The sequence below is a fragment of the Leptolyngbya sp. BL0902 genome, from assembly GCF_016403105.1.
GTDB lineage: Bacteria > Cyanobacteriota > Cyanobacteriia > Phormidesmidales > Phormidesmidaceae > Nodosilinea.
The window spans coordinates 20770-42342 of the sequence record NZ_CP046158.1 but is presented as its reverse complement, the minus strand read 5'-3'; the positions used below and the strand labels follow the sequence as shown (position 1 = coordinate 42342).

At 56.6% G+C, this 21573-nt stretch carries 19 protein-coding genes and 2 pseudogenes; 11 read left to right on the top strand and 10 right to left on the bottom strand.

Going from position 1 to position 21573, the window contains the following annotated elements; translation table 11 throughout:
* Positions 1–50: 50 nt before the first annotated feature.
* Together GFS31_RS20435 and GFS31_RS20430 are read right to left on the bottom strand one after the other, a co-directional pair.
* Positions 51–356: an ATP-binding cassette domain-containing protein gene (locus tag GFS31_RS20435; RefSeq protein WP_225907741.1), complete on the bottom strand. Its 306-nt coding sequence runs from the start codon at positions 354–356 to the stop codon at positions 51–53.
* A gap of 2 nt (positions 357–358) precedes the next feature.
* Positions 359–529 (bottom strand): annotated as a pseudogene (locus GFS31_RS20430) (ABC transporter permease); the annotation flags it as partial.
* A gap of 693 nt (positions 530–1222) precedes the next feature.
* Here GFS31_RS20430 and GFS31_RS21165 point away from each other — a divergent pair.
* Both GFS31_RS21165 and GFS31_RS20415 read left to right on the top strand, forming a co-directional pair.
* A pseudogene (locus GFS31_RS21165) lies at positions 1223–1411 on the top strand (methionine synthase II (cobalamin-independent)); the annotation flags it as partial.
* 881 nt (positions 1412–2292) lie between these two features.
* Complete coding sequence (locus GFS31_RS20415) at positions 2293–3381, top strand: fatty acid desaturase (protein ID WP_198808606.1); 1089 nt, start codon at positions 2293–2295, stop codon at positions 3379–3381.
* Between the two features lie 119 nt (positions 3382–3500).
* Here GFS31_RS20415 and GFS31_RS20410 read toward each other — a convergent pair whose 3' ends face one another.
* Positions 3501–4256, bottom strand: coding sequence for an aspartate/glutamate racemase family protein (locus tag GFS31_RS20410; RefSeq protein WP_198808605.1), 756 nt, complete (start codon positions 4254–4256; stop codon positions 3501–3503).
* A gap of 889 nt (positions 4257–5145) precedes the next feature.
* Positions 5146–5328 (bottom strand): hypothetical protein, encoded by a 183-nt coding sequence (locus GFS31_RS20405; protein WP_198808604.1) that lies wholly within the window; start codon positions 5326–5328, stop codon positions 5146–5148.
* 722 nt (positions 5329–6050) lie between these two features.
* Between GFS31_RS20405 and GFS31_RS20395 the strand changes: the two genes are divergently transcribed.
* The 3 genes from GFS31_RS20395 to GFS31_RS20385 all read left to right on the top strand — a co-directional run bounded on the left by GFS31_RS20395 (position 6051) and on the right by GFS31_RS20385 (position 10520).
* A complete protein-coding gene (locus GFS31_RS20395) occupies positions 6051–7022 on the top strand; it encodes a FecCD family ABC transporter permease (RefSeq protein ID WP_225907751.1) in 972 nt (323 codons plus the stop codon).
* Position 7023: 1 nt separating this feature from the next.
* Positions 7024–7842 carry an ABC transporter ATP-binding protein gene (locus tag GFS31_RS20390; RefSeq protein WP_198808602.1) on the top strand — a complete coding sequence of 273 codons (819 nt, stop codon included), beginning with the start codon at positions 7024–7026 and terminating at the stop codon, positions 7840–7842.
* A 347-nt stretch (positions 7843–8189) separates the two neighbouring features.
* Positions 8190–10520: a TonB-dependent hemoglobin/transferrin/lactoferrin family receptor gene (locus tag GFS31_RS20385; RefSeq protein ID WP_198808601.1), complete on the top strand. Its 2331-nt coding sequence runs from the start codon at positions 8190–8192 to the stop codon at positions 10518–10520.
* A gap of 112 nt (positions 10521–10632) precedes the next feature.
* Here the strand turns inward: GFS31_RS20385 and GFS31_RS20380 are convergent, their stop codons facing one another.
* On the bottom strand, positions 10633–10848 hold the full coding sequence (locus GFS31_RS20380; protein ID WP_198808600.1) for a BrnA antitoxin family protein: 216 nt from the start codon (positions 10846–10848) through the stop codon (positions 10633–10635).
* Positions 10838–11137: a BrnT family toxin gene (locus tag GFS31_RS20375; RefSeq protein WP_198808609.1), complete on the bottom strand. Its 300-nt coding sequence runs from the start codon at positions 11135–11137 to the stop codon at positions 10838–10840. Before GFS31_RS20375 ends, GFS31_RS20380 begins: the two co-directional genes overlap by 11 nt.
* Before the next feature lie 80 nt (positions 11138–11217).
* Here GFS31_RS20375 and GFS31_RS20370 point away from each other — a divergent pair, with 80 nt between their 5' ends.
* Entirely contained in the window at positions 11218–12075 is an 858-nt protein-coding gene (locus GFS31_RS20370) for an ABC transporter substrate-binding protein (protein WP_198808599.1), read from the top strand.
* A 157-nt stretch (positions 12076–12232) separates the two neighbouring features.
* Here GFS31_RS20370 and GFS31_RS20365 read toward each other — a convergent pair whose 3' ends face one another.
* The 3 genes from GFS31_RS20365 to GFS31_RS20355 form a co-directional block, all read right to left on the bottom strand.
* Entirely contained in the window at positions 12233–12433 is a 201-nt protein-coding gene (locus tag GFS31_RS20365; RefSeq protein ID WP_225907749.1) for a hypothetical protein, read from the bottom strand.
* 17 nt (positions 12434–12450) lie between these two features.
* Entirely contained in the window at positions 12451–12855 is a 405-nt protein-coding gene (locus GFS31_RS20360) for an ExbD/TolR family protein (protein WP_198808598.1), read from the bottom strand.
* 138 nt (positions 12856–12993) lie between these two features.
* On the bottom strand, positions 12994–13641 hold the full coding sequence (locus tag GFS31_RS20355) for a MotA/TolQ/ExbB proton channel family protein (RefSeq protein WP_198808597.1): 648 nt from the start codon (positions 13639–13641) through the stop codon (positions 12994–12996).
* A gap of 419 nt (positions 13642–14060) precedes the next feature.
* Here GFS31_RS20355 and GFS31_RS20350 point away from each other — a divergent pair, with 419 nt between their 5' ends.
* The gene (locus GFS31_RS20350) at positions 14061–15617 is read left to right on the top strand and encodes a TonB family protein (RefSeq protein WP_198808596.1); all 1557 of its coding nucleotides are present in this window, start codon (positions 14061–14063) and stop codon (positions 15615–15617) included.
* A gap of 77 nt (positions 15618–15694) precedes the next feature.
* On the opposite strand, the gene GFS31_RS20345 is transcribed toward GFS31_RS20350, so the two are convergent.
* Positions 15695–16936 carry an FAD/NAD(P)-binding protein gene (locus GFS31_RS20345; protein ID WP_198808595.1) on the bottom strand — a complete coding sequence of 414 codons (1242 nt, stop codon included), beginning with the start codon at positions 16934–16936 and terminating at the stop codon, positions 15695–15697.
* Positions 16937–17050: 114 nt separating this feature from the next.
* Here GFS31_RS20345 and GFS31_RS20340 point away from each other — a divergent pair, with 114 nt between their 5' ends.
* The 4 genes from GFS31_RS20340 to GFS31_RS20325 all read left to right on the top strand — a co-directional run bounded on the left by GFS31_RS20340 (position 17051) and on the right by GFS31_RS20325 (position 21565).
* Entirely contained in the window at positions 17051–18022 is a 972-nt protein-coding gene (locus GFS31_RS20340; RefSeq protein ID WP_198808594.1) for a CobW family GTP-binding protein, read from the top strand.
* 33 nt (positions 18023–18055) lie between these two features.
* Complete coding sequence (locus GFS31_RS20335) at positions 18056–19120, top strand: WD40 repeat domain-containing protein (protein WP_198808593.1); 1065 nt, start codon at positions 18056–18058, stop codon at positions 19118–19120.
* A gap of 320 nt (positions 19121–19440) precedes the next feature.
* Positions 19441–20379 (top strand): porphobilinogen synthase, encoded by a 939-nt coding sequence (hemB, locus tag GFS31_RS20330; RefSeq protein ID WP_263974952.1) that lies wholly within the window; start codon positions 19441–19443, stop codon positions 20377–20379.
* Positions 20369–21565 (top strand): metal ABC transporter solute-binding protein, Zn/Mn family, encoded by a 1197-nt coding sequence (locus GFS31_RS20325; protein ID WP_198808591.1) that lies wholly within the window; start codon positions 20369–20371, stop codon positions 21563–21565. Before hemB ends, GFS31_RS20325 begins: the two co-directional genes overlap by 11 nt.
* The last annotated feature ends 8 nt before the right edge of the window (positions 21566–21573 follow it).

Below are 21573 nucleotides of genomic sequence, written 5' to 3'. Positions count from 1 at the left end.
GGTCGCCCCATTGATCCGCGCCACTCGCTGCACCTGTTGGCCCACCCGCATCAGTGGATCGAGATAGCTGATGGACTGGGAATCAGGGCAATGGCCTTGCCGCGTAGTTGTTGGCAGCGCTGGGGCGTTAGGGGTTGGCCCTGAAACAGCATGGTGTTGCCCAGGGTGGCGTTCTCCGGCAGAATGCCCAAAATGGCTTGGGCCAGCAGGCTTTTGCCCGATCCGTTGGCCCCCACCGCCACTACCTCCCCAGCGTTGACCTCCAGATCGAGATCGGTGATCACTGTGAGCTGTCGGCGGCACAGCCCTTGCTCATACTGACTAAAGGTGACGCTGAGATTGGAAACGGTCAGCATAACTACCCCTGGCTGGTGCGTGGATCGAGCAAGGCCCGCAGGTTTTCGCCCAGCCAGTCAAAGGCTTTGACCGATAGCAACAGCAGTAGACCGGGCATCCCCCCCAGCCACCAATAGCCCGTGGACAGATGACGCATGGACTCCGCCAGAATAATCCCGATAGCAGGCAGGTGGTGTAAATGCTGCCAGACCGTGACATCTTGGGCCAGAACTCCTGGCGGAGCCGCACAGCAGGTCGGTGTCACCCGCAGCGACACCGAAAACAGAATCAGCAGCAGCAAGGCCACCCAAAACGTCAGTGACATTGTGTAAGTCAGAATGCCCGCCGATGGCCTGTTCATGCTCTAAAACATCTGCGAGGTACGGATGATGACTATTTTGACCTTGGCGCGATTGCGTCCACATTGCGCCGAAAGCGATTACCTCGCAGGCGATTGTTCCAGAATCAACTATTCCAGATATTGCCTTAGGAGCATCTCTACGAAGCTCCAATCCTAGACCTTAAACCCAAGCCTCAGACCCAATTGCTGAATCATTGGTATTGGTTTTTGGGCTATCTTTGCTATTAGTGTTGCCCTAATATAATGCCCCTATGGTGCTGTCGTAGGGTGCTATTTGAGTGATTCTCTGTTAGGCAATTATTCCCTCATAGCCAGCCAGATTTAGAGCACTGTTTTTGCAGGACAGGATTTTTGAATGTGTTTATAGATGGTTTGACTAAATAGTAGCAACCTAGGTTTTTCTGTCTAATTTTTTGATGTCTAAGCCTCTTTAATTCAAATTCTGCTCAAGTTTTTTCTGTCCAAGATCGACACCTTCAGGACGACATAGTTATGACTCATTTCATGCCTCCTATAGCCCTTCAAGACGTCTACAGCCCAGCGGTACTCAGCGTTGAACAAATTGTGCAGCAGCTCCGCCCAGGCATTGACCATCTCCCGATTGACCAAACCTGGATTAACTCCGGCTGCGGATCGAAAACGCGCCGATGGGATGAGGTGGTGCCCGCCCTCAAAAATATGGTGGTGGTCACTCAGAAACTGCGAGGGGAGATCCAGAATGCCGTAACTGATTCCTGGCAAAGCCGTAACACCCCTTGGCAAGGGGCCTTTATCCGAGAAAACCTGCTGCCCCTCGGCCATGGAGCCTGGCGGGGGTATAAAACCCAAGGGCGAGGCCTGGTGGTCTGCGAGATCATGGCAGCGGATGTGACCACCCTGAACTGGCGCAGGGATGTGGTGCGCTATCGCATCCGGTACCAGCCCGCTGCTGCCCTCGAGTCCTACCTCAGACCCTATGGCCTGCCCTCAACGGCAATGGATGGCCTGCGGGAGGTGGTGCAAACCTACCGTCCTAGCCAGGAGCTTCTGCTTGTTTTGAGATCCAGTGACCAGGTCGAAATGAACTGGTTGCGGAACTGGGCCATTGCCCCGCCCGACTGCTACCGCCAGGTCTGTAATCGCTGGGACGAGTTTGATCTGGGGGCTACCCCCCGCCGCCGGGGGTGCCGCGATGCCAAGGGATAGATCCAGGGCTAAGACCCAGACCGCCTATGCCATCAAGCCGCGCCAGATTCAGCCGTATCGCTACCGTTCTGGATGCCTTCCCGCCGCCGTCCAGCCCTTGGCTAGGCAACTGTCCCTCAGCCAACTCCCTCTTACTTGGTCTAAACTACACGTCCGAGGTCTAATCAGGATGCTGCTGGTGGGCTTCCGGGTGATGTCGTCTTTTTGGGGTACGGTTCCTAGTTAGGCCGATCAGGCTTCTGTTTGGACGACCTTCGGGGCAACCCAGTCGAGCCAATTCAGGCATCGTCCCGATCTCGATCTCCAGGCAAACCGGGGTATCGCCGTCGTCCCCCGATATCGAAATCATCATCCTAGAGGTGGATCTCGATAGCCGCAATAGCTGTAAGTAACACAATGGTCAAACATCAATGGTTCAAAAGTCAGATTTCGTTTTAGCGCCCTATATGAAACGCAGTAACTGGCGCGCCACCTACCAGATCCTCAACACGGTGCTGCCCTATGTTGGGCTGTGGGTTTTAGCAGCTCAAGCCGCCTCTATTTCCCTCTGGCTATTGCCGCCTATCGTGGGTCTGATGGTACTGTTTTTGCTGCGCTGCTTTTCACTGATGCATGATTGCGGCCACTATTCCCTGTTTCGATCCAAAGGGCTGAATCGAGGGATAGGGTTTCTGCTGGGGGGGATTAACTCGATTCCCCAATATGCCTGGTCGAGGGATCATGCCTACCACCACAAGACCAACGGCGATTGGCAACGGTATCGTGGCATTGCTGACTTCCTGTCCACTGAGGAATTTGCCCAGCTTAGTACCCTTGACCAAAAACTCTATGGTCTCCTTCGCCAGCCCATCATGACCCTACCAGGGGGCTTTTTCTACCTGGTCATTCAGCCTAGACTGACCCTAGCTCTGGGCCTCCGGGATTTGGTTGGGCATGGATTAACCCACATCAAAAAACAAGGCTTGACCAATCTTTGGGCCACCCTCGCCGCTCACCAATCTAAGCATTGGCAAACGAGGGCAGAGTTTTGGGATGTGTTGCTGAACAATATTTTTGTGGTGAGTAGCTGGCTGTTGCTGAGCTATCTCATGGGGCCAGGACTATTCTGGAGCCTCTATGCCACCGTGATGACCCTGGCGGGAGCTATCTTTATCTGTGTCTTTTTTGTGCAGCACAATTTTGAAGGTGCCTATGCCCATAAGACGGAGAATTGGGACTATTTGCGCGGAGCTATTGAGGGCAGCAGCTATCTCGATTTACCACCCCTGCTGCGGTGGTTTACCGCTGATATTAGCTACCACACTATTCACCACCTTTCGGAGCGGATTCCCAACTACAATCTAGCCGCCTGCCACCGAGCTAATCGTCACCTACTTTCCCAGATGACCACGCTGAAACTAGGCGATATGCTCCGCTGCTCCAAATTTATTTTGTGGGATGCGGCGACAAATCAACTGGTGCCGATACCCACAAAGGAAAAGGCATTGGCGACCTCCTAGGGCATCAGCCCAGGATGGCCAAGGCGCTCATCTCTGGGGCACTGTGGGGCTCCCCCCGGTGGCAGGAAGACCTGAACTTTCGCCACCGTGCTCCCCCTAGTTCTGGCTATCCCCCAACCCTAGGGCCAGTTTGTGGCCTGAAAGTGAGGGGCATAGCCGCGCACGGTCTTTAGCTCTGGTTTGCGGTAGGTCAGTTGCTTACTGGTGAGCTTGCCCAAACTAACCAACGACTCGGCCATCTTGACCGCCGCTGCAACCGAATCAATGACAGGCACTCCCAGGCGTTCTTCTAACTGCTTTTCCAGGCCGCTCATACCCGCACAGCCCAGGCAAAGGGCCTCGGCCCCATCTTGGTCAATGGCGAGGCGACCCGCTGCGGCCAGGATGTCCACAGTGTTGGCCCGATCCTGCTCTGTATCCAGCACCGATAGGGAGGTGGTGCGCACGGAGGCACAGCGGCCCGACATCCCTGCCTTGTGGATGGTCTTTTCCACCATGTCTCGCGATCGGTGGAGGGTAGTGACCACGCTCCACTTGGCTGCCAGCATATTGGCCACATAGAGGCTGGCTTCGGCAATGCCGACCACGGGTTTGGCGGTAATTTCTCGGGCCGCTTCAAGGCCGGGGTCGCCCCAACAGGCCAAGATAAAGGCGTCCGAGTTCTGGTCTAAAAGAATTTGCTCCAAAATGCCGGGAATAGCTAGGTATTCGTCGTAGAACCCTTCAATGGATTCTGGCCCTGCCTGGGGTGTCACGGTGACGATTTCGGTGTGGGCAAACTTGGCGGCCTGGGCCGAGGCGTCGATGTTGTGAGTCATCGGTTCGCAGGTGTTGCCGTTGATGATTTTGATGCGACAGGTTTTGGAATGGGTCATAGCTTAGCAAAGGGGCCTAGGGGACTTCAGTATAGGGGGTTCCCCCCAGACTCAGGGAAACACGCTGCCAGATGCCCTGGGCTGCGGTTGTGTTACCTGTCAAGCCAGCCAGTGACAAACCATGTTCTAGGTTTCCCTGGCCTAGGCTATCAGCGAAGCAGCGGTTCTAGATAGCCCAATACTCGGTTTGACTAGAACGGGGATAATGCGCTCGCACGCCAACCGCCCACCAAATAGATTCCGCGCCACTGGCCCTAGGTGCAGTACCGCCCGCCAGGCTTCACCGTTCCACTCAGCCCGCTGGACTTCGCAGCTTTCGTAGAAGCTGATCTTGCCCCTGACGCTATCTTGCGCCCTCTACTCACCATTATTTTGTTGACTAGCCACTAGGGGAACCACTACCCCTAGCCACGCTGGCACCCCTTCCTCCGTACCTCAAGAGCCAGACGCTTCATTGGCCCCTCCAGAAGAATCCGTTTCCGCTGCGCCCGACCAGGAGAGCGATTCCTCTGCCCCTGAGAACGCAGATGCATAAGGCCATGGGGGGACACAGGGTTCCCTCTATTTTGTTTGTGTAAGCCGTAGTGTAAGTCTAGACCCTGTGCCAGTGACCTGATTTAAGACAGATTGAGTCCAGTCCTGAGAATCACTGAACCCCTTGAAAACTCGTTGATTGTGTTTGAATAGTTGCGATAAAAGCAAATACTCAAGGTCTTGAAAGTATCAATATATAAAAGATTTATGACTTGGTGAAAAGCTTGAGACTAAGACTGGACTAGATTGGCCTAGCTCAACTGTGACGGTGTGATGTGCCAATCTTAGGTGAGACTGAGCCGGACGTGAGACGGCGAGGGCTGAAACGGGGGTTTTGGCTTAAAATCTCAGACTTTTACATGGGCTCTGGGTAGGCCCTAAAGTAGCGAAGCTGCGATTTTGGGCCTACCAGGGAGGCAAATGTAGCCATTGTGGACTGCACTTTTTGCCAGATGCACTCATCGAGCTTCACCACCTTGATGGCAATCACGACAATCAACGTCGTCAAAATCTGGCGTTGCTGCATCGACACTGCCACGACCAGGTACGTGCAGCCAAGAACCTAATCACCGCTGGTACTCAACCCCAGAGCCCAGTTACAGAGGAGCCGTATGAGGTCGAAAGTCTCACGTACGGTTTGAAGCCGAGTCTGGGGGGCGACTCCCAGGCTTAGGTTGACCATACCTCAATCCCCGCCCCAGGGCTTTGCTCAGCAGGTGACAAAGCTGCGTGGCCATCTTCAATAATCAGTAGAGAGTTGCATTAAGCTGTTTCAAGTTGTGCCGATGTGAGGTCAGAGTGTAATCACTCCAGTTGCTTCTTATGAAGTCATTAGGAGCAGTCATAAAGGATCAAAGTGCTGATGACTCTTGACAATGAGTCCCGAATCAGGCTCAATGCTTATTGATATACTTTGTCAATAAAGGTTGTGGATACTATCCTGCGGCAGGCGATCTGGCGATGCCGATGGCCCAAGCCTGATCTGTGTTGCGGCTATCTATTGCGGTCTAGCCGTCGAAGCTCAGGAGTTTTGCGCCATGAGCAGAAAGCCCTGACCCTCTACAAGTAGCTCTTCGATCTGGTGGAAAACGCCAGCGTCTACCGAGAGGGGTTTGCCCGCACCCAAATTGGCCAAGCAGAACTCCACAACCTGGAAATTAAGAAAATGTTGCGAGACCTTAGCGAATGGTGACTCTGACCCGACCTCCCAGACAACCGGATTCTCCACCTCGGCCTCAACGGTGGCCTGTGCGAACGGTGATGGCCCTAGCGCTGTTGCTGTTTGGGTTAACCCTCGTGGCGGGGCTGTCCCTCACCCAGGGTTCCGTGGCCATGACGGGGCCAGAACTGTGGGCCGCACTGCTGCGCCAAGGCGAGGCCACCCACCAGGTGATTCTGTGGGATCTGCGGCTGCCTCGGCTGGTGGCGGCGTTGCTGGTGGGGGCGGCGTTGGGGGTGTCGGGGGCGCTGCTCCAGGGCATGTTGTGCAACGGGTTGGCCAGTCCCTTTTTACTGGGGATTTCCTCTGGGGCAGGGCTAGTGGTGGTGCTGGTGGTTACTCTGGGCCTGGGGCAGGTGTGGGTGCCACTGGGGGCATGGCTGGGGGCGATTTTGACAACGGCCCTAGTCTACCTATTGGCCTACCAGCGGGGGCGGCTGTCGGTGGAGCGGCTGATTTTGGGCGGGGTAGCCTTCAGTTCCTTCTTTGGGGCGATCCAGTCCCTGCTGTTGCTGATGGCGCGGGATGGCCGGATTCAGGCGGCGTTGAACTGGCTGATCGGCAGCTTCAACGGTCGCGGCTGGGCGGAGGTGCGCCTGGTGGGGCCGGGGCTGGCAGTGGCCTTGGTGATGGCCTGTCTGCTGGCGCGGCAGGTGAATCTGCTCAACCTGGGCGATGACCTAGCCGTGGGGTTGGGCACCTCCCTGCTGCGATCTCGCCTGTTGATTGGCGCAGCGGCCACCTTTCTCGCCGCCGGAGCTGCCAGCATTGCCGGACTGGTGGGCTTTGTCGGGCTGATTGTGCCCCACGGGGTGCGCCTGCTGGTGGGCACAGACTATCGCCTGGTGCTGCCCTTTTCGGCCCTGGGGGGTGCCCTGGTGCTGTCGGCGGCGGATTTGGCGGCTCGCTCTGGCCCTGTGGAACTGCCCGTTGGCGTAGTGACGGCCTTTTTGGGTGCGCCCGTGTTTATTTGGCTGCTGTATCGCCGCCGTGGAAGCCAAGGAGGACATTGAAATGCCCCTAGAATCGCGCAATTTATCCGGCGGCTACGATCAGTCGCCCATTGTCCACCACGTTAATTTGGCGGTGGAACCAGGGGAGTGGCTGTGCCTGGTGGGGGCCAACGGCTCCGGCAAATCCACCCTGCTGCGGTTGCTCAGCCGTATTCTGAAACCCCAGGGCGGCAGCGTTCTGCTCTGTGGACGAGATATTCACGAGCTTTCCCCCACGGCCATTGCCCAGCGGTTGGCCCTGTTGCCCCAGCAGCAAACCCTGCCCGACGGCTTGACCGTTCACCAACTGGTGAGTCTGGGCCGATCTCCGCATCAGCCCTGGTGGCGATGGGATTTGGATGCTGAAGGTCAGCGTCAGGTCGATCAAGCCCTCACCTGGACAGAAATTGCCCACTACCGAGATCGACCCGTGGCGGATCTCTCCGGCGGCGAACGTCAGCGGGCATTTTTGGCCCTAGCCCTGGCCCAAAATCCCCAGGTGCTGCTGCTGGATGAACCCACCACCTTCTTAGACATCCACTACCAACTCCAGCTTTTGGAACTGCTGAAACGGCTGAACCGCGACCAGTCCCTTTCCATCATCACCGTGCTGCACGACATCAACCTAGCCGCCCGCTACGGAGATCGCATGGCCATGCTGTGCCAGGGTCGCCTTTGGGCCGTTGGCCCCCCTGCCGAGGTGCTGACTCCCGACAACCTTCGGGCCGTCTTTCAGGTGGAAGTCGAGATTTTCACTACCCCCTTCGGCCAGCAGGTCTTCCCCCTCGCCGCCAGTGCCGCCGATAGCTCACCTCCCCTGGTCGCCACCCACGCCCCGTAGGGTGCATTCAGCGAAGCAATGCACCTCTAGCCCTCCAGCTTTCCCTTTCAACCCATAACCCTTGATTTCTCGTGAGGAGTATAGCGATGTTTCAGCGTTTTTTATTGAGAATTTTTCCTGTTTGTGTTTCTCCATTCTTGCTAGTTCTGCTGTGGGATATGGCCCATGCAAGTTCTATAGAATCAGGGCAAGCTGAGGAAGTCAGCACAATCTCCCCATCCTTTAACAATTTTGATTCGCAACTATTAGCTCCCCAAACTCCAGGCGAAACAGCAGAACCCCCCACCCCCGCAGAGGCCACCCCGGTAGAGTCCACTCTTACAGCGGAACCTCAGCAGCCCCCGTTGTTGACGGACTTAGAACCCGCCGAAACCACCCGCCAAGCCCTGATGCCGTCTGCGTCTGAGGGTGTCCCTGATGCCCCTGCCGTGGCCCAAACCGGGGACGCATTGAGAGAGGGATCTGAAAACGAAGCTGACTCTGACTCTGGGGAAGGTATGGGCGATGAGTCCATCGATGTGCAATTTACCCCCGGCGACACCCTGCGCATCACCGTCACCGGAACCCGCACCCCCCGCGAGGTGGACGACCTACCCGCCACCGTCACTGTGTTTGATATGGACGACCTGGAGTTCTACCAAATTGAGGGTCTAGGCGACCTGCTGCGCTACGAGCCAGGGGTATCGGCGGGTGGCGCACTCCAGCGCTACGGCACCCAAAGCGTCAATATTCGCGGCATTGAGGGCAACCGCATCCTGTTTCAACTTGATGGCATTCGCCTACCCGACCAGTTTTCCTTTGGGGGGGCACCGCCGCGTGGGTTTCGGGTGGGCCGGGGCGACTATGTAGACTTCTCCACCCTGCAAGCGGTGGAAGTGCTGCGTGGCCCAGCCTCCACCCTCTACGGCAGCGATGCCCTAGGCGGAGTAATTTCCTTCCGTTCCTTGCAGCCCAGCGATTTGTTAGGGCCAGAGGATACCTTTGCCGGAGATGTGGGCAGCCTCTACACCAGCGCCGTGGGCGGGTTTGATTCGGCGGCAAGGCTGGCCTTCCGCAATGACGACCTAGAAAGCGTGTTTGTGGTCAGCCGTCGGGATGCCCGTGAACGCAGCAACTTTGCCCCGCCGGAGTTCACCGACAGCATCGACATCGGCGACACCAACCTCTATGGCAACATCGTCTACGTGCCCGATGAGGTCAGCACCCTCAGCCTCATTTTGGAGGACATCAACCGCCGCACCAACTACGTCCTCGCTCCGGGCAACGTCGATCCCCTCGCCCTCAGCACCAACGGCGAAAACCGCATCGACCGCACCCGCCTCAGCCTCACCTACGAGTTTGACAACCCCGACAGCGACTCCTTCCTACAATTCGCTAGGGGACAACTCTATTACCAAGCTGCCAACACCACCGAGATTGTCCAAGAAATTCGCCCCACGGGCGTCGGCCCAGGATTTGCGGGGGCTAGGGTGCGGCGCGATAGCAACAACCAGTTCATTAGCAATATCTACGGCGGCGATGTGCAGTTTCGCAGCGATTTTGCCACGGGCAATGTTGATCATCGCCTCACCTATGGGGTCGATGTGTCCCAAACCTTCAATTCCCGTCCGCGAGATCGCACCCAAACCAACTTAATGACTGGAGAGACCACCAATATTTTCGGCACTGGGGCAGACTCTATATTTCCTATCAAAGATTTTGCCGATGCCAATACCCTACGCCTAGGGTTCTATGTGCAAAATGAAATGGAAATTGGGCCGCTCGATGTGATTGCTGGCCTACGTTTTGATCACTACGATCTGCAAACTATTGATGACGGTATCTTTCGCGGCGAAACGGTCAATTTAACCACATCGGCTCTTTCTCCTCGACTGGCCGTGCTCTATGAAGCTACCCCCGAAATTTCCTTTTATGGGCAATATTCTCGTGGTTTCCGAGCACCGCTCTACAGCGAAATTACAGGCGGATTTACGAACCTAGCTGGAGCCTTTTTCAAGTACGAAACCCTGTCTAACCCTGACCTTCAACCCGAATCAAGCAACAGCTTTGAATTAGGTGTTCGGGGCAATTTTTCCCAGGTTGATATTCGCCTCACGGGGTTCTACAACACCTACAACAACTTCATTGCCACCGAACAACTGATTGGCACCCGCTGTCTGATTCCCGCACCCGTTTGTCCGCCCACCCAACAGGTCAGTCAGTTTCAATCCATCAACATCGGCAGCGCCCGTATCTACGGGGTGGAATTGGGTGGTGAATACCGTTTTAGCCCCGGCACCGATGGCTTTAGTCTGCTCGCCAGTCTCGCCTTTTCCCAGGGCGATGACACCACCGATAACCGCCCCCTTAATACCATTGATCCCTTTAGTGCCGTGGCAGGTCTGCGTTACCAAGCCCCCGAAAACCAGTGGCGAGCCGAACTGATTGGCACCTTTGTAGGCCGCGCCCGTGTGGCCGAAGATAACACCAACTTTGTACCCGATGCCTATGCCCTAGTGGATGCCATTGGAGCCTATAACATCACCCCTAATTTGGCCCTAAGTCTGGGACTTTATAACCTGTTGGATACGGAATATTACCAATATTCAGAGGTGCGAGATCGTCCTAATAACGAGGCCATTTCCCAATTTAGCCAAGCTGGAAGAAATATCCGGTTGGGGGTGAGCTATCGGTTTTAGAAAGAGCATCGCATGACCTTTGTGTAGGATGTGTTAGCGTCAGCGTAACGCATCAATGAACAGACCAATATAAGTTATGAATTGGCTAACACATCCTACAATTCCATACAGGCTAAATATTCAGCCACTCTAGTGATAGCTTTCGTTGTGATTTCATGCAGTCCTGCAAATACAGGTTCATGAGGCTTTGATAGGGAATACCTGTCTCCTCAGCTAATCCCTTAAAGTAATCAACGACTTCTGCCTCTAGACGGATTGTGATTTGCTTCTTCAGTTTTTTAGTGTAAGGATTTTTGATGGAATCAGAAAAATCATACTCATCTCTCATGACGAAAACTCCAATAACTACGTTCTTCTTGTTTCGTGGCTCTACGGGCAGAAATAATGCGAATAATTTCATCATTTTGACGGTATATATGACATACCAGAAGAATCCGAGATATGTCACTCATCCCTAAAATCACATATCGATCTTCCTCAAATGAGTGATCAGGATCGAAAATTACACGGGAATTCTCGTCATAGAAAACCGTGATAGCTTCCTCGAACTCAATTCCATGCTTATCAAAGTTTGTGATTGCCTTACGCTCATCCCACTCAAAGTCTAGCTCGCTTATACTTGCATTGTAACTACATTGTAGTTTTCTTGATTCACTAGTCTTACTAGCTTTTGACATCCCCTACAACTCATCCAGCCATGAAACTCTCTCTCGTTCTTCCCCTCCTCCTTTTCCCCCTGACCGCCTGTAGTGGCCAAAATACCCCCCTGGCCGAAACGCCTGCCAATGAATCCGAAATCCGGATCGTGGCGCTTACATCCCTCACCGCCGACCTAGTGCAAACCCTGGAGGGCGAGGCACTGGTGGGCATTCCCGGCAATGAACTGCTGCGGGGGGATGATCGCTTTGCCGACCTGCCCATCGTTAGCGAAGGGCGCACTGAACCGGATCTGGAACAAATTGTGGCCCTAGAGCCGACCCTAGTCATTGGTGCGACGGGGTTTCACGACCGCACCCTCCAGCGTTTGGAGGAACTGGGTACCCAAACGCTCACCACCGAAGTCAACAGTTGGGCCAACCTGCGCGACCTCACCACGACGCTGGCCACCACCCTAGAGGCCGACCCCCAGCCCTTGCTGGATCGCTACGATGCCTGTTTGGCCCAAGCCCCAACGGACAGCCCTGCTACGCTGGTGTTGGTCAGCCGTCAACCGCTGCTGAGCCCCAACAAAACGAGCTGGGCCGGGGATTTTCTAGCTCAGTTTAAGGTACAAAACGTGGCCGCCGACATGCAAGGGGAAAGCCCCTTTGATGGCTACATCACCCTGCCCGAAGAGAAAGTGCTGGCGGCGAATCCTGAGGTATTACTGGTGGTAGATGCCGGGGAAAATTTGCTGGAGCAACTGAAGGGCGAATCCTTTTTGGGGCAACTCCAGGCCACTCAGCAGGGGCAGGTTCACAGTTTTGATTATTTCGGCCTCGTTAACCCCGGCAGCATTGCCAGCATTGAGCGCACCTGCGAGCAGTTGAGTACCCTCCTTGCGCCCCAGCGATAACGGGTGTGGCCCTGGACTGCCCTGGACATTGACCTGGCTTGTCACAGCGCTCATACCCTTGGCGGACTGACGTAACAGAGCAGCGTCTTCAGCAGGTTGGAGGGGCATGGCTAAAGGAATTTACCCAGCCCTGGGCGCTGAAGGTGCCTGAGATGGCTTACCTCCGGGTCTGCAACGGTAAATGCTGCTCCAGATCGTCTAACAACAAGTGCGCCGCCTGAATACCTCCCGCCGTAGTCCACACCACATCGCTGACGGCATGAGCGTTTCCGGCCTGCACCACCGCTAGCTGTTGCCATAGAGGATGGCTGATCCAGGGTTGGGCAATGTCCCAGGCTGTGGATGATTCGGTGAGCAAAATTAAATGAAGAATTCCTATTCTCCCCGCTCCGTAGCAATTCCCAAGATTGCGCCCTCAATCACTCGCAATTCATCCATCACGGCGATGACTTGGCCGTGGCTAACCGCTTCATCGGCATTGATAACAATCACAGATTCCTGGGTCATATCCATCAACTCACGCACACCGGATTGCAAATCATCCAGGGCAATGGTCTCTCGATTCAGGGCAATATCGCCCGATTCTTCTACAGTTACCGTGATGCGCGTACGCTCTTGCACCTCAGCACTGGCCGCTTTGGGTAGATTAACGGGTAACGCCTCAGAGCGCGTTAAATACAGGCTCGAAATGATGAAGAATGTCAAAATTGCAAAGATGACATCGATCATCGGTACGATATTGAGTTCAAAGTCGTCTTCTGGCTCTTCGGGGAAAAACATAGGAGTAGGATGTCAGAAAAGTAGAGATGAGGATAAACAGGGGTAAGTTTTGAATTTTGAATTTTGAATTTTTAACTTAAGCTTTACCGAGAATCTTAAAAACTCAAAACCTAACACTCAAAACCTAAGCTCACTGGCCTATCGAACCAAACTCTCTTCCTCAAGCTGGCCCTTGCGCTCGTAGTGGGTTTCGTAGAGGATTTCGAGTTGTCCACCATACTCTTGAATGAGCGCCACCTGGCGTTTGTAGAGGCCGCGAAACAAATTGGCAAACAGCAGCGTGCCAATCGCCACCACCAACCCAGCCGCCGTAGACACTAACGCCTCGCTAATGCCGCCCGTTACCGCCCCAGAGTTTGCCCCCATATCCCCCAGGCGTAGCGCATCGAAGGAGGCAATCAGACCGAGAATGGTACCCAGCAAGCCCAGCAACGGGGCCACGCTGATGATGGTGGCGAAGACGGTGTTGAATCGTCGCAGATGGGGCAGTTCGGCCTGCATGGCGCTGGCTAGGGCTAGGTGAAACTGCTTTGGGCTGGCCCCTTCAATTTCCAAGGCTTCTAGGAAAATGCGAGCAATGGGTAGGTTGATGTTTTGCTGTAGCTTGGGGTATGCATCCATCGGGGCTTGCCGATAGGTGCGCAGAATATCCTGCATGACGGGTCGCTGCCGCCGATTGAGCCGCACCCAAAACATCAGCCGCTCGATGATGAGGGCGATGGCCACCAACGAAAACCCCAGCAGCGGCCACATCACAATGCCGCCCGCCGCAAAAATACTGCCCATAGTCCATCCCTGTCGTAAAGGCTCACTTGCCGCAGCCCAGATTTCCCCGTCTATGCGACCACCGGGGTGGGTTGACGGGATCTAGCTATTGCAAATAACTGTCAAATGCATTGAGCCGGATTCTGGTACCCTTGTCAAGGGCTTAAAGAGAATAAATCCTGATAGTATATGAAGGAATCCCGTTTTTCTGATGCTAAGCAAAACTCTACTCTGAGTCTAAAAGCTTTAATATTCAAGGACTTTGAGTTAGATAGATAGCCGTGGCTAGAGGATGTATCGCCTAGATGGTCTTGATCACAGCCTGTATCTTATCGGGTTGACTACCAATAATCCTCAATTTAGTTGAAATTCTTTCTCAACTGTGACGAAGCGGATTCTGTGAAATCGGTCGTGTATCATCCTTCCCGTTAACCTTACCCATGAGCCTTTCTAACCTCTGCTTTGAACACCACGAGCAAGACCAAGCCAGACTGCGAAAGCTCCTGCTGTGGGCGCTTTTGGGGTCGGTTGGGGTGCATACTACCGCCTTGGGCCTCGGTCAGGTCAGCCTGTGGTCTTACCGGGAGGAGGCCGACCTCTCTCCCATCGAGTTGATTGTGACTGAGCCTCTGGAGCCTGTGGCTGAGACCCCAGAGCAGCCCGATCTGACTCAACCCGCTGAGCTGAGCACCGAGACCCGTGATCCGGCCCCAGCCACTTCGGCCTCCTCCCCCAGGGCGGCGGTCGTCGCGGCTCCTCAACCCATCACCATCGCTGAACCTGCGCCTCCAGTCACGGCAGAGCCTGAGGCGTCCCAACCTGAGGTCGCTACTGAGGCGGAGTCGGAACCAGAGCAGCCCCCATCTGAGGTGGCTACTGAGGCCGAATCGGAGCTAGAGGAGCCTGAGGAAGAAGACACCTCGCCGCCTGCCCCATTGCCAAACGCTGTGGAAACCGAGGAGATTACTGAGGCTGCGGATGAAGCGGAAGACGCCACGGCGGATCTGGAATCCGCCGAAGCAGAAGAGGTCATCACCGAACCCACCGAACCCGAAACGGCAACCGTAGACTCATCGCAACTGGAACGCCTGCGCGACTTTCTGCGGCGGCAACGGGAGGCCCAGGAAGGCATGGCCATCGACACCCCTTCTCCAGGGAACGGTACGTCTGGGGCCGCTGGCGATTCTGCCGGTAATTTCGCTGGGCCATCCAACTCAGGCTCAGCGGGTGCGGCTACCACCGCTGCCCGTTCTGGCCCCGGCAATTCCGGTACCTCGAATTCCTCAGGTAATGGGCATGGCCAAGGGCAGGGTTCGCGCACCGTCGCTTGCCAAAACTGTGTGCGACCCGACTATCCCCAGAGTGCCCTAGATGCTGGGGCCGAGGGGCAACCCATGGTTAGCGTGGACATTAACCCCGATGGCAGCGTTCGCAGCGTCACCCTCACTCGATCCAGCGGCAACCCCGCCATCGACCAAGCCGCCATCCAGGCCGCTCGCAATTCTCGGTTCCAGCCCGTTAGCGGTGGGGCCAGCGTTCCCATTGAGTATGACCTCACTATCGAAGGCTCCCGCCGCAACCGGGATGCCCGTCGCCGGGGTGAGCGCCAAGCCGTAGAACTGCCGCCAGAACCCACCCCCGCCGCTGCAACGCCACCTTCGCCACCCCCGTCTTCCCCCCCCGCTCAAAATCCTAGCTCCGGGAATACTGGTTCTCCCGTGGAGACTCATCCTGCTGAACCCGCAACCCCAGACCCACTCGCAACTTCTGACTCTGAATCCCCTGAATCCCCTGCGCCCGCTGCTGAATCAGGGGATTCCCCACCCGCCCCCCTAGCGCCCATCGTCGCTCCAGAACCCAAGCCAGCGGAAGCCGCCCCAACACCCGCCGCCGCCCCATCCCTCCCATCGGCCCCTAGCGCCCCGGCCCCGCCTCCCGCTCCAGTAGCCTCCCCTCCTGCTCCTGCGGCTCCACCAGAGGCATCTTCTGCCGAGTAGGCCCAGGTGGATGAGCGACAACATGTTTCTGCAAGATGAGGAGTTCTACCGCTCTCGTTTACACGGTAGTGGTAAAGCTAGGCGGGCAAAACGGCGGGGATTATCCCACGGCTAGGTTTGACCAGAGCTTGCACAATGCGGTCGCTCGCCAACCGCCCCCCAAACAGGTTGCGGGCCACTGGCCCCAGTTGTAGGGCTGCCGCACCGCCCATCACAAAGAGGTTACAACCGGGCCAGCGCAGATGGTAATCCAGGACGGGCAAGCCGTTCACGACCTCAGCGGGATAGGTTGCCTGTACGTTGGCCAACAGCGGCCAATGGGTGATGTCAAGCTGGCTCCCGGTGGCCAACCAGAGGCGATCTAGGGGTAGATGGGCGATACAGTTATGGTCGGCTCCGGTCTTGCAATGGACTTGCCAAGCATCGCCTTTCCACTCGGCCTGTTGCACCTCGCACTGTTCATAGAAGCTGATTTTGCCCTGGCGCTCTAGCCGCCGCAGGTGCAGCCACATCGCTGGAGTCAGCGATCCACCGTTGCGAGCCTGCTGAATCATCTGCCAGCGCTGCTGCCAACTGGGTTCAGCCTGGAATCCCTTGAGGTATTTTGGGCCAAGCCAACCCGGATCGGCATCAAAGAGTTTGGCATAGAACTGTCGCCGCGCCATCAGAATCACCGTGGCTCCGCGCTTAACCGCCCCCAGCGCCAAGTGCCCAGCGGTCAGCCCACTCCCCACAATTAAAATCCGTTCGCCCGTGAGGGAAAGCCCCCGTAGGTCGATTTGGCTAGAGTGCCGCAGACGATGGCTGGGATAGGTCTGGGGGATTTGCCGCGCCCAAGCTGGAAGCTGAGGACGACCGCCACCATGGGCCAACACCACCCGCCTTGCCCGGATCTGGCGACCATCCGCTAAGCCCAGGAGAAACGACGGTCGCCCTAGCCCTTGGCCCAGGTCTAGGTGCTGCACGGTGCCCGCCATTACCCGATTCGCCAAGTCCCACCGATCAAGCACCGACTGGCAGAAGTCGCGAAACAGCCCCGTAGTAGGCAGGGCATAGGGCGGCAAGAGTTCATCGGGACGACCCTCCGCAAAGGTGCGCAGGGCATGGGGATTGGGATCAGGGTGGTGAACGGCGGGGGATCTGAGATTGGGAATCTCTAGGGCGGCAAACTGGTGGTGCCACTGGCACAGCCAAGCTCCGGCGGGGTCGATCACCACAAAGCGGCTCCGCAGGTTGACCTTTTTTTGAAGGAGATGGGTGACGAGGGTAAGCGCCTGGGGGCCAGCCCCAATGATCGCGAGGTCTGTGGAAAGAGCCATGGAAAGGGTCACGAGGGTTCTGGAATTGCGAAGGATCCGTGTATTTTAGATAATGATAACGGTTATCATTATCTAAAATAACCCCACAATCAAACACGCAAGCGAGGGATGACCATGGTTGCTGATGGACAGTGCGCTGTGCCAGTCACGGTGCTAACGGGCTATTTAGGGGCAGGCAAGACCACGCTGCTGAACCGAATTCTGACCCACGAGCACGGCAAGAAGGTGGCGGTGATCGTCAACGAGTTTGGCGAGGTGGGCATCGACAACCAACTGGTCATTGATGCCGATGAAGAAATTTTCGAGATGAACAACGGCTGCATCTGCTGCACCGTGCGCGGCGACCTGATTCGCATCATCGGCAACCTGATGAAACGCCGGGACAAATTCGACCACCTGGTGATTGAAACCACGGGCTTGGCCGACCCTGCCCCGGTGATTCAGACCTTTTTTGTGGATGATGAGGTGCAAACCCAGGCCAGCCTAGATGCGGTGGTGACGGTGGTGGATGTGGCCCACATCGCCCAGCATTGGGACGCCGAGGAAGCCCTGGAGCAGATCGCCTTCGCCGATGTGATCTTGCTCAACAAAATCGACCTCGTCACCGAGGCCGATCTGACCGCCCTAGAAGATCGCATTCGCGGGATGAATGCCATCGCCAAGATCTACCGCACCTGCGATGCCCAAGTGGAGATGGAGGCCATCCTGGGGGTTAACGCCTTTGACCTGGGCAACGCCCTCACCCTTGACCCTGAGTTTCTCAACGAAACTGCCCACGAGCATGATGCAACCGTGGGATCTATCGCCCTGGTGGAAGCGGGGGAAGTGGACGGCCAGAAGCTCAACCAGTGGATTAGATTCCTGCTGCGCGACCATGGCCCCGATATCTTTCGCATGAAGGGCATTCTCAACATTGCTGGCGAAGACTGCCGGGTTGTTTTTCAGGGCGTACACATGCTGTTTGAAGGCCGCCAAGATCGCCCCTGGAAGCCCGATGAAACCCGCAAAAACGAGCTGGTGTTTATCGGCAGAAACCTAGAAGCCATGGCGTTGGAGGCCGGGTTTCGGGCCTGCTTAATGCCGTAATGCGCTGGGACTTATTTCACCCAAAACCGACCTATGCCCAAACCCAAACCCCTCCTCACCCCCACCTGGCAAACCCTCCTCACCGACTATGTCACTGCCCTAGCCTGGTCTCCCGCTGGTACGCATCTGGCGGTGGCTTCGGCGGCGGGGGAGGTGGTCTTGTTTGAGGTAAAAACAGGGATATCGGTAGAGTTACAGCCGCCCCAGGGCCATTCCATAGATGCCCTCGCCTTCTCGGCGGATGGTCGGTTCTTAGCCGCCGGGGGCCAAACGGGCCGGGTGTCGATTTGGCAACTCATCGAAGCCGCCGCCCCGCTTTTGACGACCTTAGAGCATCCCAGGGTGTGGGTCGATACCCTGCAATGGCACCCCCAGCAGCCAGAATTGGCCCTAGGGTTAGGGCGCTACGCTCAGGTGTGGGATGCCGCTGCCCAGGAAGTGGTGATTACCCTCGACTTTGAGGCGTCATCGGTGCTGGATTTGGCTTGGCACCCCAGCGGCAACGCCTTGGTGCTGGCGGGCAACCAGGGGGTGAAAAGCTGGCAACGCCAGGATTGGGACAACGACCCTGAGGTACGGGAGACGGGGGGAGCCAGTGGATCCATCGCCCTTTCCCCAGACGGGCAGTATCTGGCTTCGGGCAACAACGACCGCACCCTGCTGGTGTGGGAATGGGATAACCCCTACCCCTGGCAAATGCAGGGGTTTCCAGGCAAAGTGCGGCAGTTGGCTTGGTCTAGGGTGCCAGCCCAGGAGAAGGCCCCGCTGTTGGCCTCTAGCAGTGCCGAGGGCGTGGTGGTGTGGACCAAAGCCCCCAGCGACGATCAGGGCTGGACATCCCAGGTCTTAGATTTGCACAGAGCGACGGTAACAGCTCTCGCCTTCCAGCCCCGGTCTAGGCTATTGGCCTCGGCCTCGGCAGACGGCTGGGTGTGTCTGTGGCACAAGGCCACTCAGATTGCTCAAATCTTGGAGGGGGCGGCAGACGGATTCTCAAGCCTCGCCTGGTCTCCCCAGGGCAACTATCTGGGGGCAGGGGGCTGCGGGGGCGAGGTTGTGGTGTGGGCCAGAACCCTGGCAGGTCAGGGGTTTGGCTAGAATTCTAGACTCCTATTCAGGGGCGCAATGGGGTGGGACGGTGGTTGAATGCCGTCCTACCTGTTTTTGGGAGCCAAGGTTTTTGGCGGAACGGAATTTTCTCCATCAGCGGATCGCCATTTCCGGCAAGGCAAGCTAAGATAATCAAGAATGATAATCATTCTCATTTTTGAAATAGGCTCTTTGGTGCGATGGTTCTATCTCCCTCCCCCGTAGCTTCGACAACCGAGGTGACTGTGCCCTCCCAGAATGGACAAGCGACTCGGCTGCCCTCGGTTCAACGTCCCCGCCGTCTGCGCCGGACAGAGTCTCTGCGGCGAATGGTGCGCGAAACGGTGCTCACTGTCGCTGACCTGATTTACCCCATGTTTGTGATGGAAGGGATTGGGCAGCGCCAGGAAGTGCCCTCCATGCCGGGGTGTTTTCGCTATTCCCTGGATGTTTTGCTCGACGAATTGCAGGTGGTGACGGGGCTAGGTATTGGAGCCATTGCCCTGTTCCCCCTCATCCCCGACGCCCAGAAGGACAATGCAGGCACCGAAAGCTATAACCCCCAGGGGTTGATTCCCCAGACGGTGCGAGCCATTAAACAGGTGTTTCCCGATCTGCTGGTGATCACCGACATCGCCCTCGACCCCTACAGCCGCATGGGCCACGACGGCATTGTGGAAAACGGCAAAATTCTCAATGACGAAACCGTCGCCGTCCTAGTCAAACAAGCCCTCGCCCATGCCGAAGCCGGAGCCGATATGGTGGCCCCCTCCGACATGATGGATGGCCGCATTGGAGCCATTCGCCAAGCCCTGGATGCGGAGGGCTGGATCAACGTGGGCATCCTGGCCTACTCCGCCAAGTACGCCTCCGCCTACTACGGCCCCTTTCGCGATGCCCTGGAAAGCGCCCCTAAATTTGGCGACAAAAAGACCTACCAAATGGATCCGGCTAATGGCGACGAAGCCCTCAAGGAAGTCGATCTCGACATCGCCGAAGGAGCCGACATCGTGATGATCAAGCCCGCCCTCGCCTACCTCGACGTGATTCGCCGTATCCGACAGCACACGAATCTGCCCATCGCCGCCTACAACGTTAGTGGTGAGTATGCCATGGTCAAAGCCGCCGCCGCCCAGGGCTGGATCGACGAACAAGCCGTCGTCCTCGAAACCCTAACCAGCATCAAACGCGCCGGAGCCGATGTGATTTTGACCTACTTCGCCAAGGATGTAGCCAGGGTATTGGGGGGTGGAAAGGATGAAGCGTAAACGCCGAATAGCTCTATTGCTGGCGTCCTCGGTGGCCATTACCCTGGGGGGCTGTGCTGGCACCCCCGAAACCAGCGAAGTCGGGACGGCGGATGAAGCCGTGGAAACCGTGGATTTGACGGTGATGACGACAATTTTGCCGATGACGCAGTTCGCCAATGCCGTGGTGGGGGATCGGGCGGAGGTGATTCCCCTGATGCCGACCAATGTGGATCCCCACGATTTTCAGGCCAGTCCTGCGGATGTGCAGGCCTTGGCGAGGGCCGATGTGTTGGTGAAAAACGGCCTGGACATGGAGTTCTTTTTGGATGACCTGATCGCCAATGCCGAGAACCCGGATCTGGTCATCATTGACTCCAGCGAAGGTGTGGCCGTGTTGGCCAATGAAGACCACGGCCACAGTCACGATCATGACCACAATCACAGTCACAGTCACAGCCATGATCACGATCATGACCACAGTCACAGTCACAGCCACAGCCATGATCACGACCATGACCACAGTCACAGTCACAGCCACAGCCATGATCACGACCATGACCACAGTCACGACCACGCCGAGGCGGGGCACCACCATCACCACCATGGCGAGTTTAACCCCCACATTTGGCTCGACCCCAAGCGGGCGATTCAGCAGGTGGAGAATATCCGCGATGGCATGATTGCCGTAGATCCTGATGGGGCAGAGATTTATACCGCTAATGCTGCCGCCTTTATTGCCGAACTGGAGGCTCTAGACGCGGAGATTAGCGAAAAACTTGCACCCTTTGCGGGGCAGTCCTTTGTGGTGTTCCACGACTTTGCCCCCTACTTTGCCGAGAGTTATGGCCTGAATACTGAATTTCTGGTGGATGTACCCGCCATCAACCCCTCCCCGGAGGACGTTAAGCGGGTGGTGGATACGGTGCAAGCCGAGAACCTAAAGGCCGTTATGACGGAACCATCGGCGGGCAAGGAAGCCTTTTCGGCCTTGGCCGATGACATGGGTGTGGAAGTGGGGATTTTCAACCCGATTGAGGTGGGCGGCCCAGAGGCTGTGCAGCCGGAGTACTATCTGAACGCCATGCGCCAGAATGCGGCTAGCCTGGCGGCTTCCTTTGAATCCTTTAACCAGCAATCCTGGCTGCCCCTGTGGCCCACCCAGTCCGTGGCCCGGGTGCCCCAGCCCGTGGGTTTGCGATTCTAGGAGGCCCG

Coding starts and splice junctions, on each gene's coding strand:
- GFS31_RS20390 (WP_198808602.1), top strand. CDS start 7,024: ATGCCCCTAGAATCGCGCAATTTATCCGGCGGCTACGATCAGTCGCCC.
- GFS31_RS20435 (WP_225907741.1), bottom strand. CDS start 356: ATGCTGACCGTTTCCAATCTCAGCGTCACCTTTAGTCAGTATGAGCAA.
- GFS31_RS20335 (WP_198808593.1), top strand. CDS start 18,056: ATGCCCAAACCCAAACCCCTCCTCACCCCCACCTGGCAAACCCTCCTC.
- GFS31_RS20410 (WP_198808605.1), bottom strand. CDS start 4,256: ATGACCCATTCCAAAACCTGTCGCATCAAAATCATCAACGGCAACACC.
- GFS31_RS20355 (WP_198808597.1), bottom strand. CDS start 13,641: ATGGGCAGTATTTTTGCGGCGGGCGGCATTGTGATGTGGCCGCTGCTG.
- GFS31_RS20370 (WP_198808599.1), top strand. CDS start 11,218: ATGAAACTCTCTCTCGTTCTTCCCCTCCTCCTTTTCCCCCTGACCGCC.
- GFS31_RS20360 (WP_198808598.1), bottom strand. CDS start 12,855: ATGTTTTTCCCCGAAGAGCCAGAAGACGACTTTGAACTCAATATCGTA.
- hemB (WP_263974952.1), top strand. CDS start 19,441: ATGGTGCGCGAAACGGTGCTCACTGTCGCTGACCTGATTTACCCCATG.
- GFS31_RS20395 (WP_225907751.1), top strand. CDS start 6,051: ATGGCCCTAGCGCTGTTGCTGTTTGGGTTAACCCTCGTGGCGGGGCTG.
- GFS31_RS20350 (WP_198808596.1), top strand. CDS start 14,061: ATGAGCCTTTCTAACCTCTGCTTTGAACACCACGAGCAAGACCAAGCC.
- GFS31_RS20340 (WP_198808594.1), top strand. CDS start 17,051: ATGGTTGCTGATGGACAGTGCGCTGTGCCAGTCACGGTGCTAACGGGC.
- GFS31_RS20415 (WP_198808606.1), top strand. CDS start 2,293: ATGGTTCAAAAGTCAGATTTCGTTTTAGCGCCCTATATGAAACGCAGT.
- GFS31_RS20345 (WP_198808595.1), bottom strand. CDS start 16,936: ATGGCTCTTTCCACAGACCTCGCGATCATTGGGGCTGGCCCCCAGGCG.
- GFS31_RS20380 (WP_198808600.1), bottom strand. CDS start 10,848: ATGAGAGATGAGTATGATTTTTCTGATTCCATCAAAAATCCTTACACT.
- GFS31_RS20325 (WP_198808591.1), top strand. CDS start 20,369: ATGAAGCGTAAACGCCGAATAGCTCTATTGCTGGCGTCCTCGGTGGCC.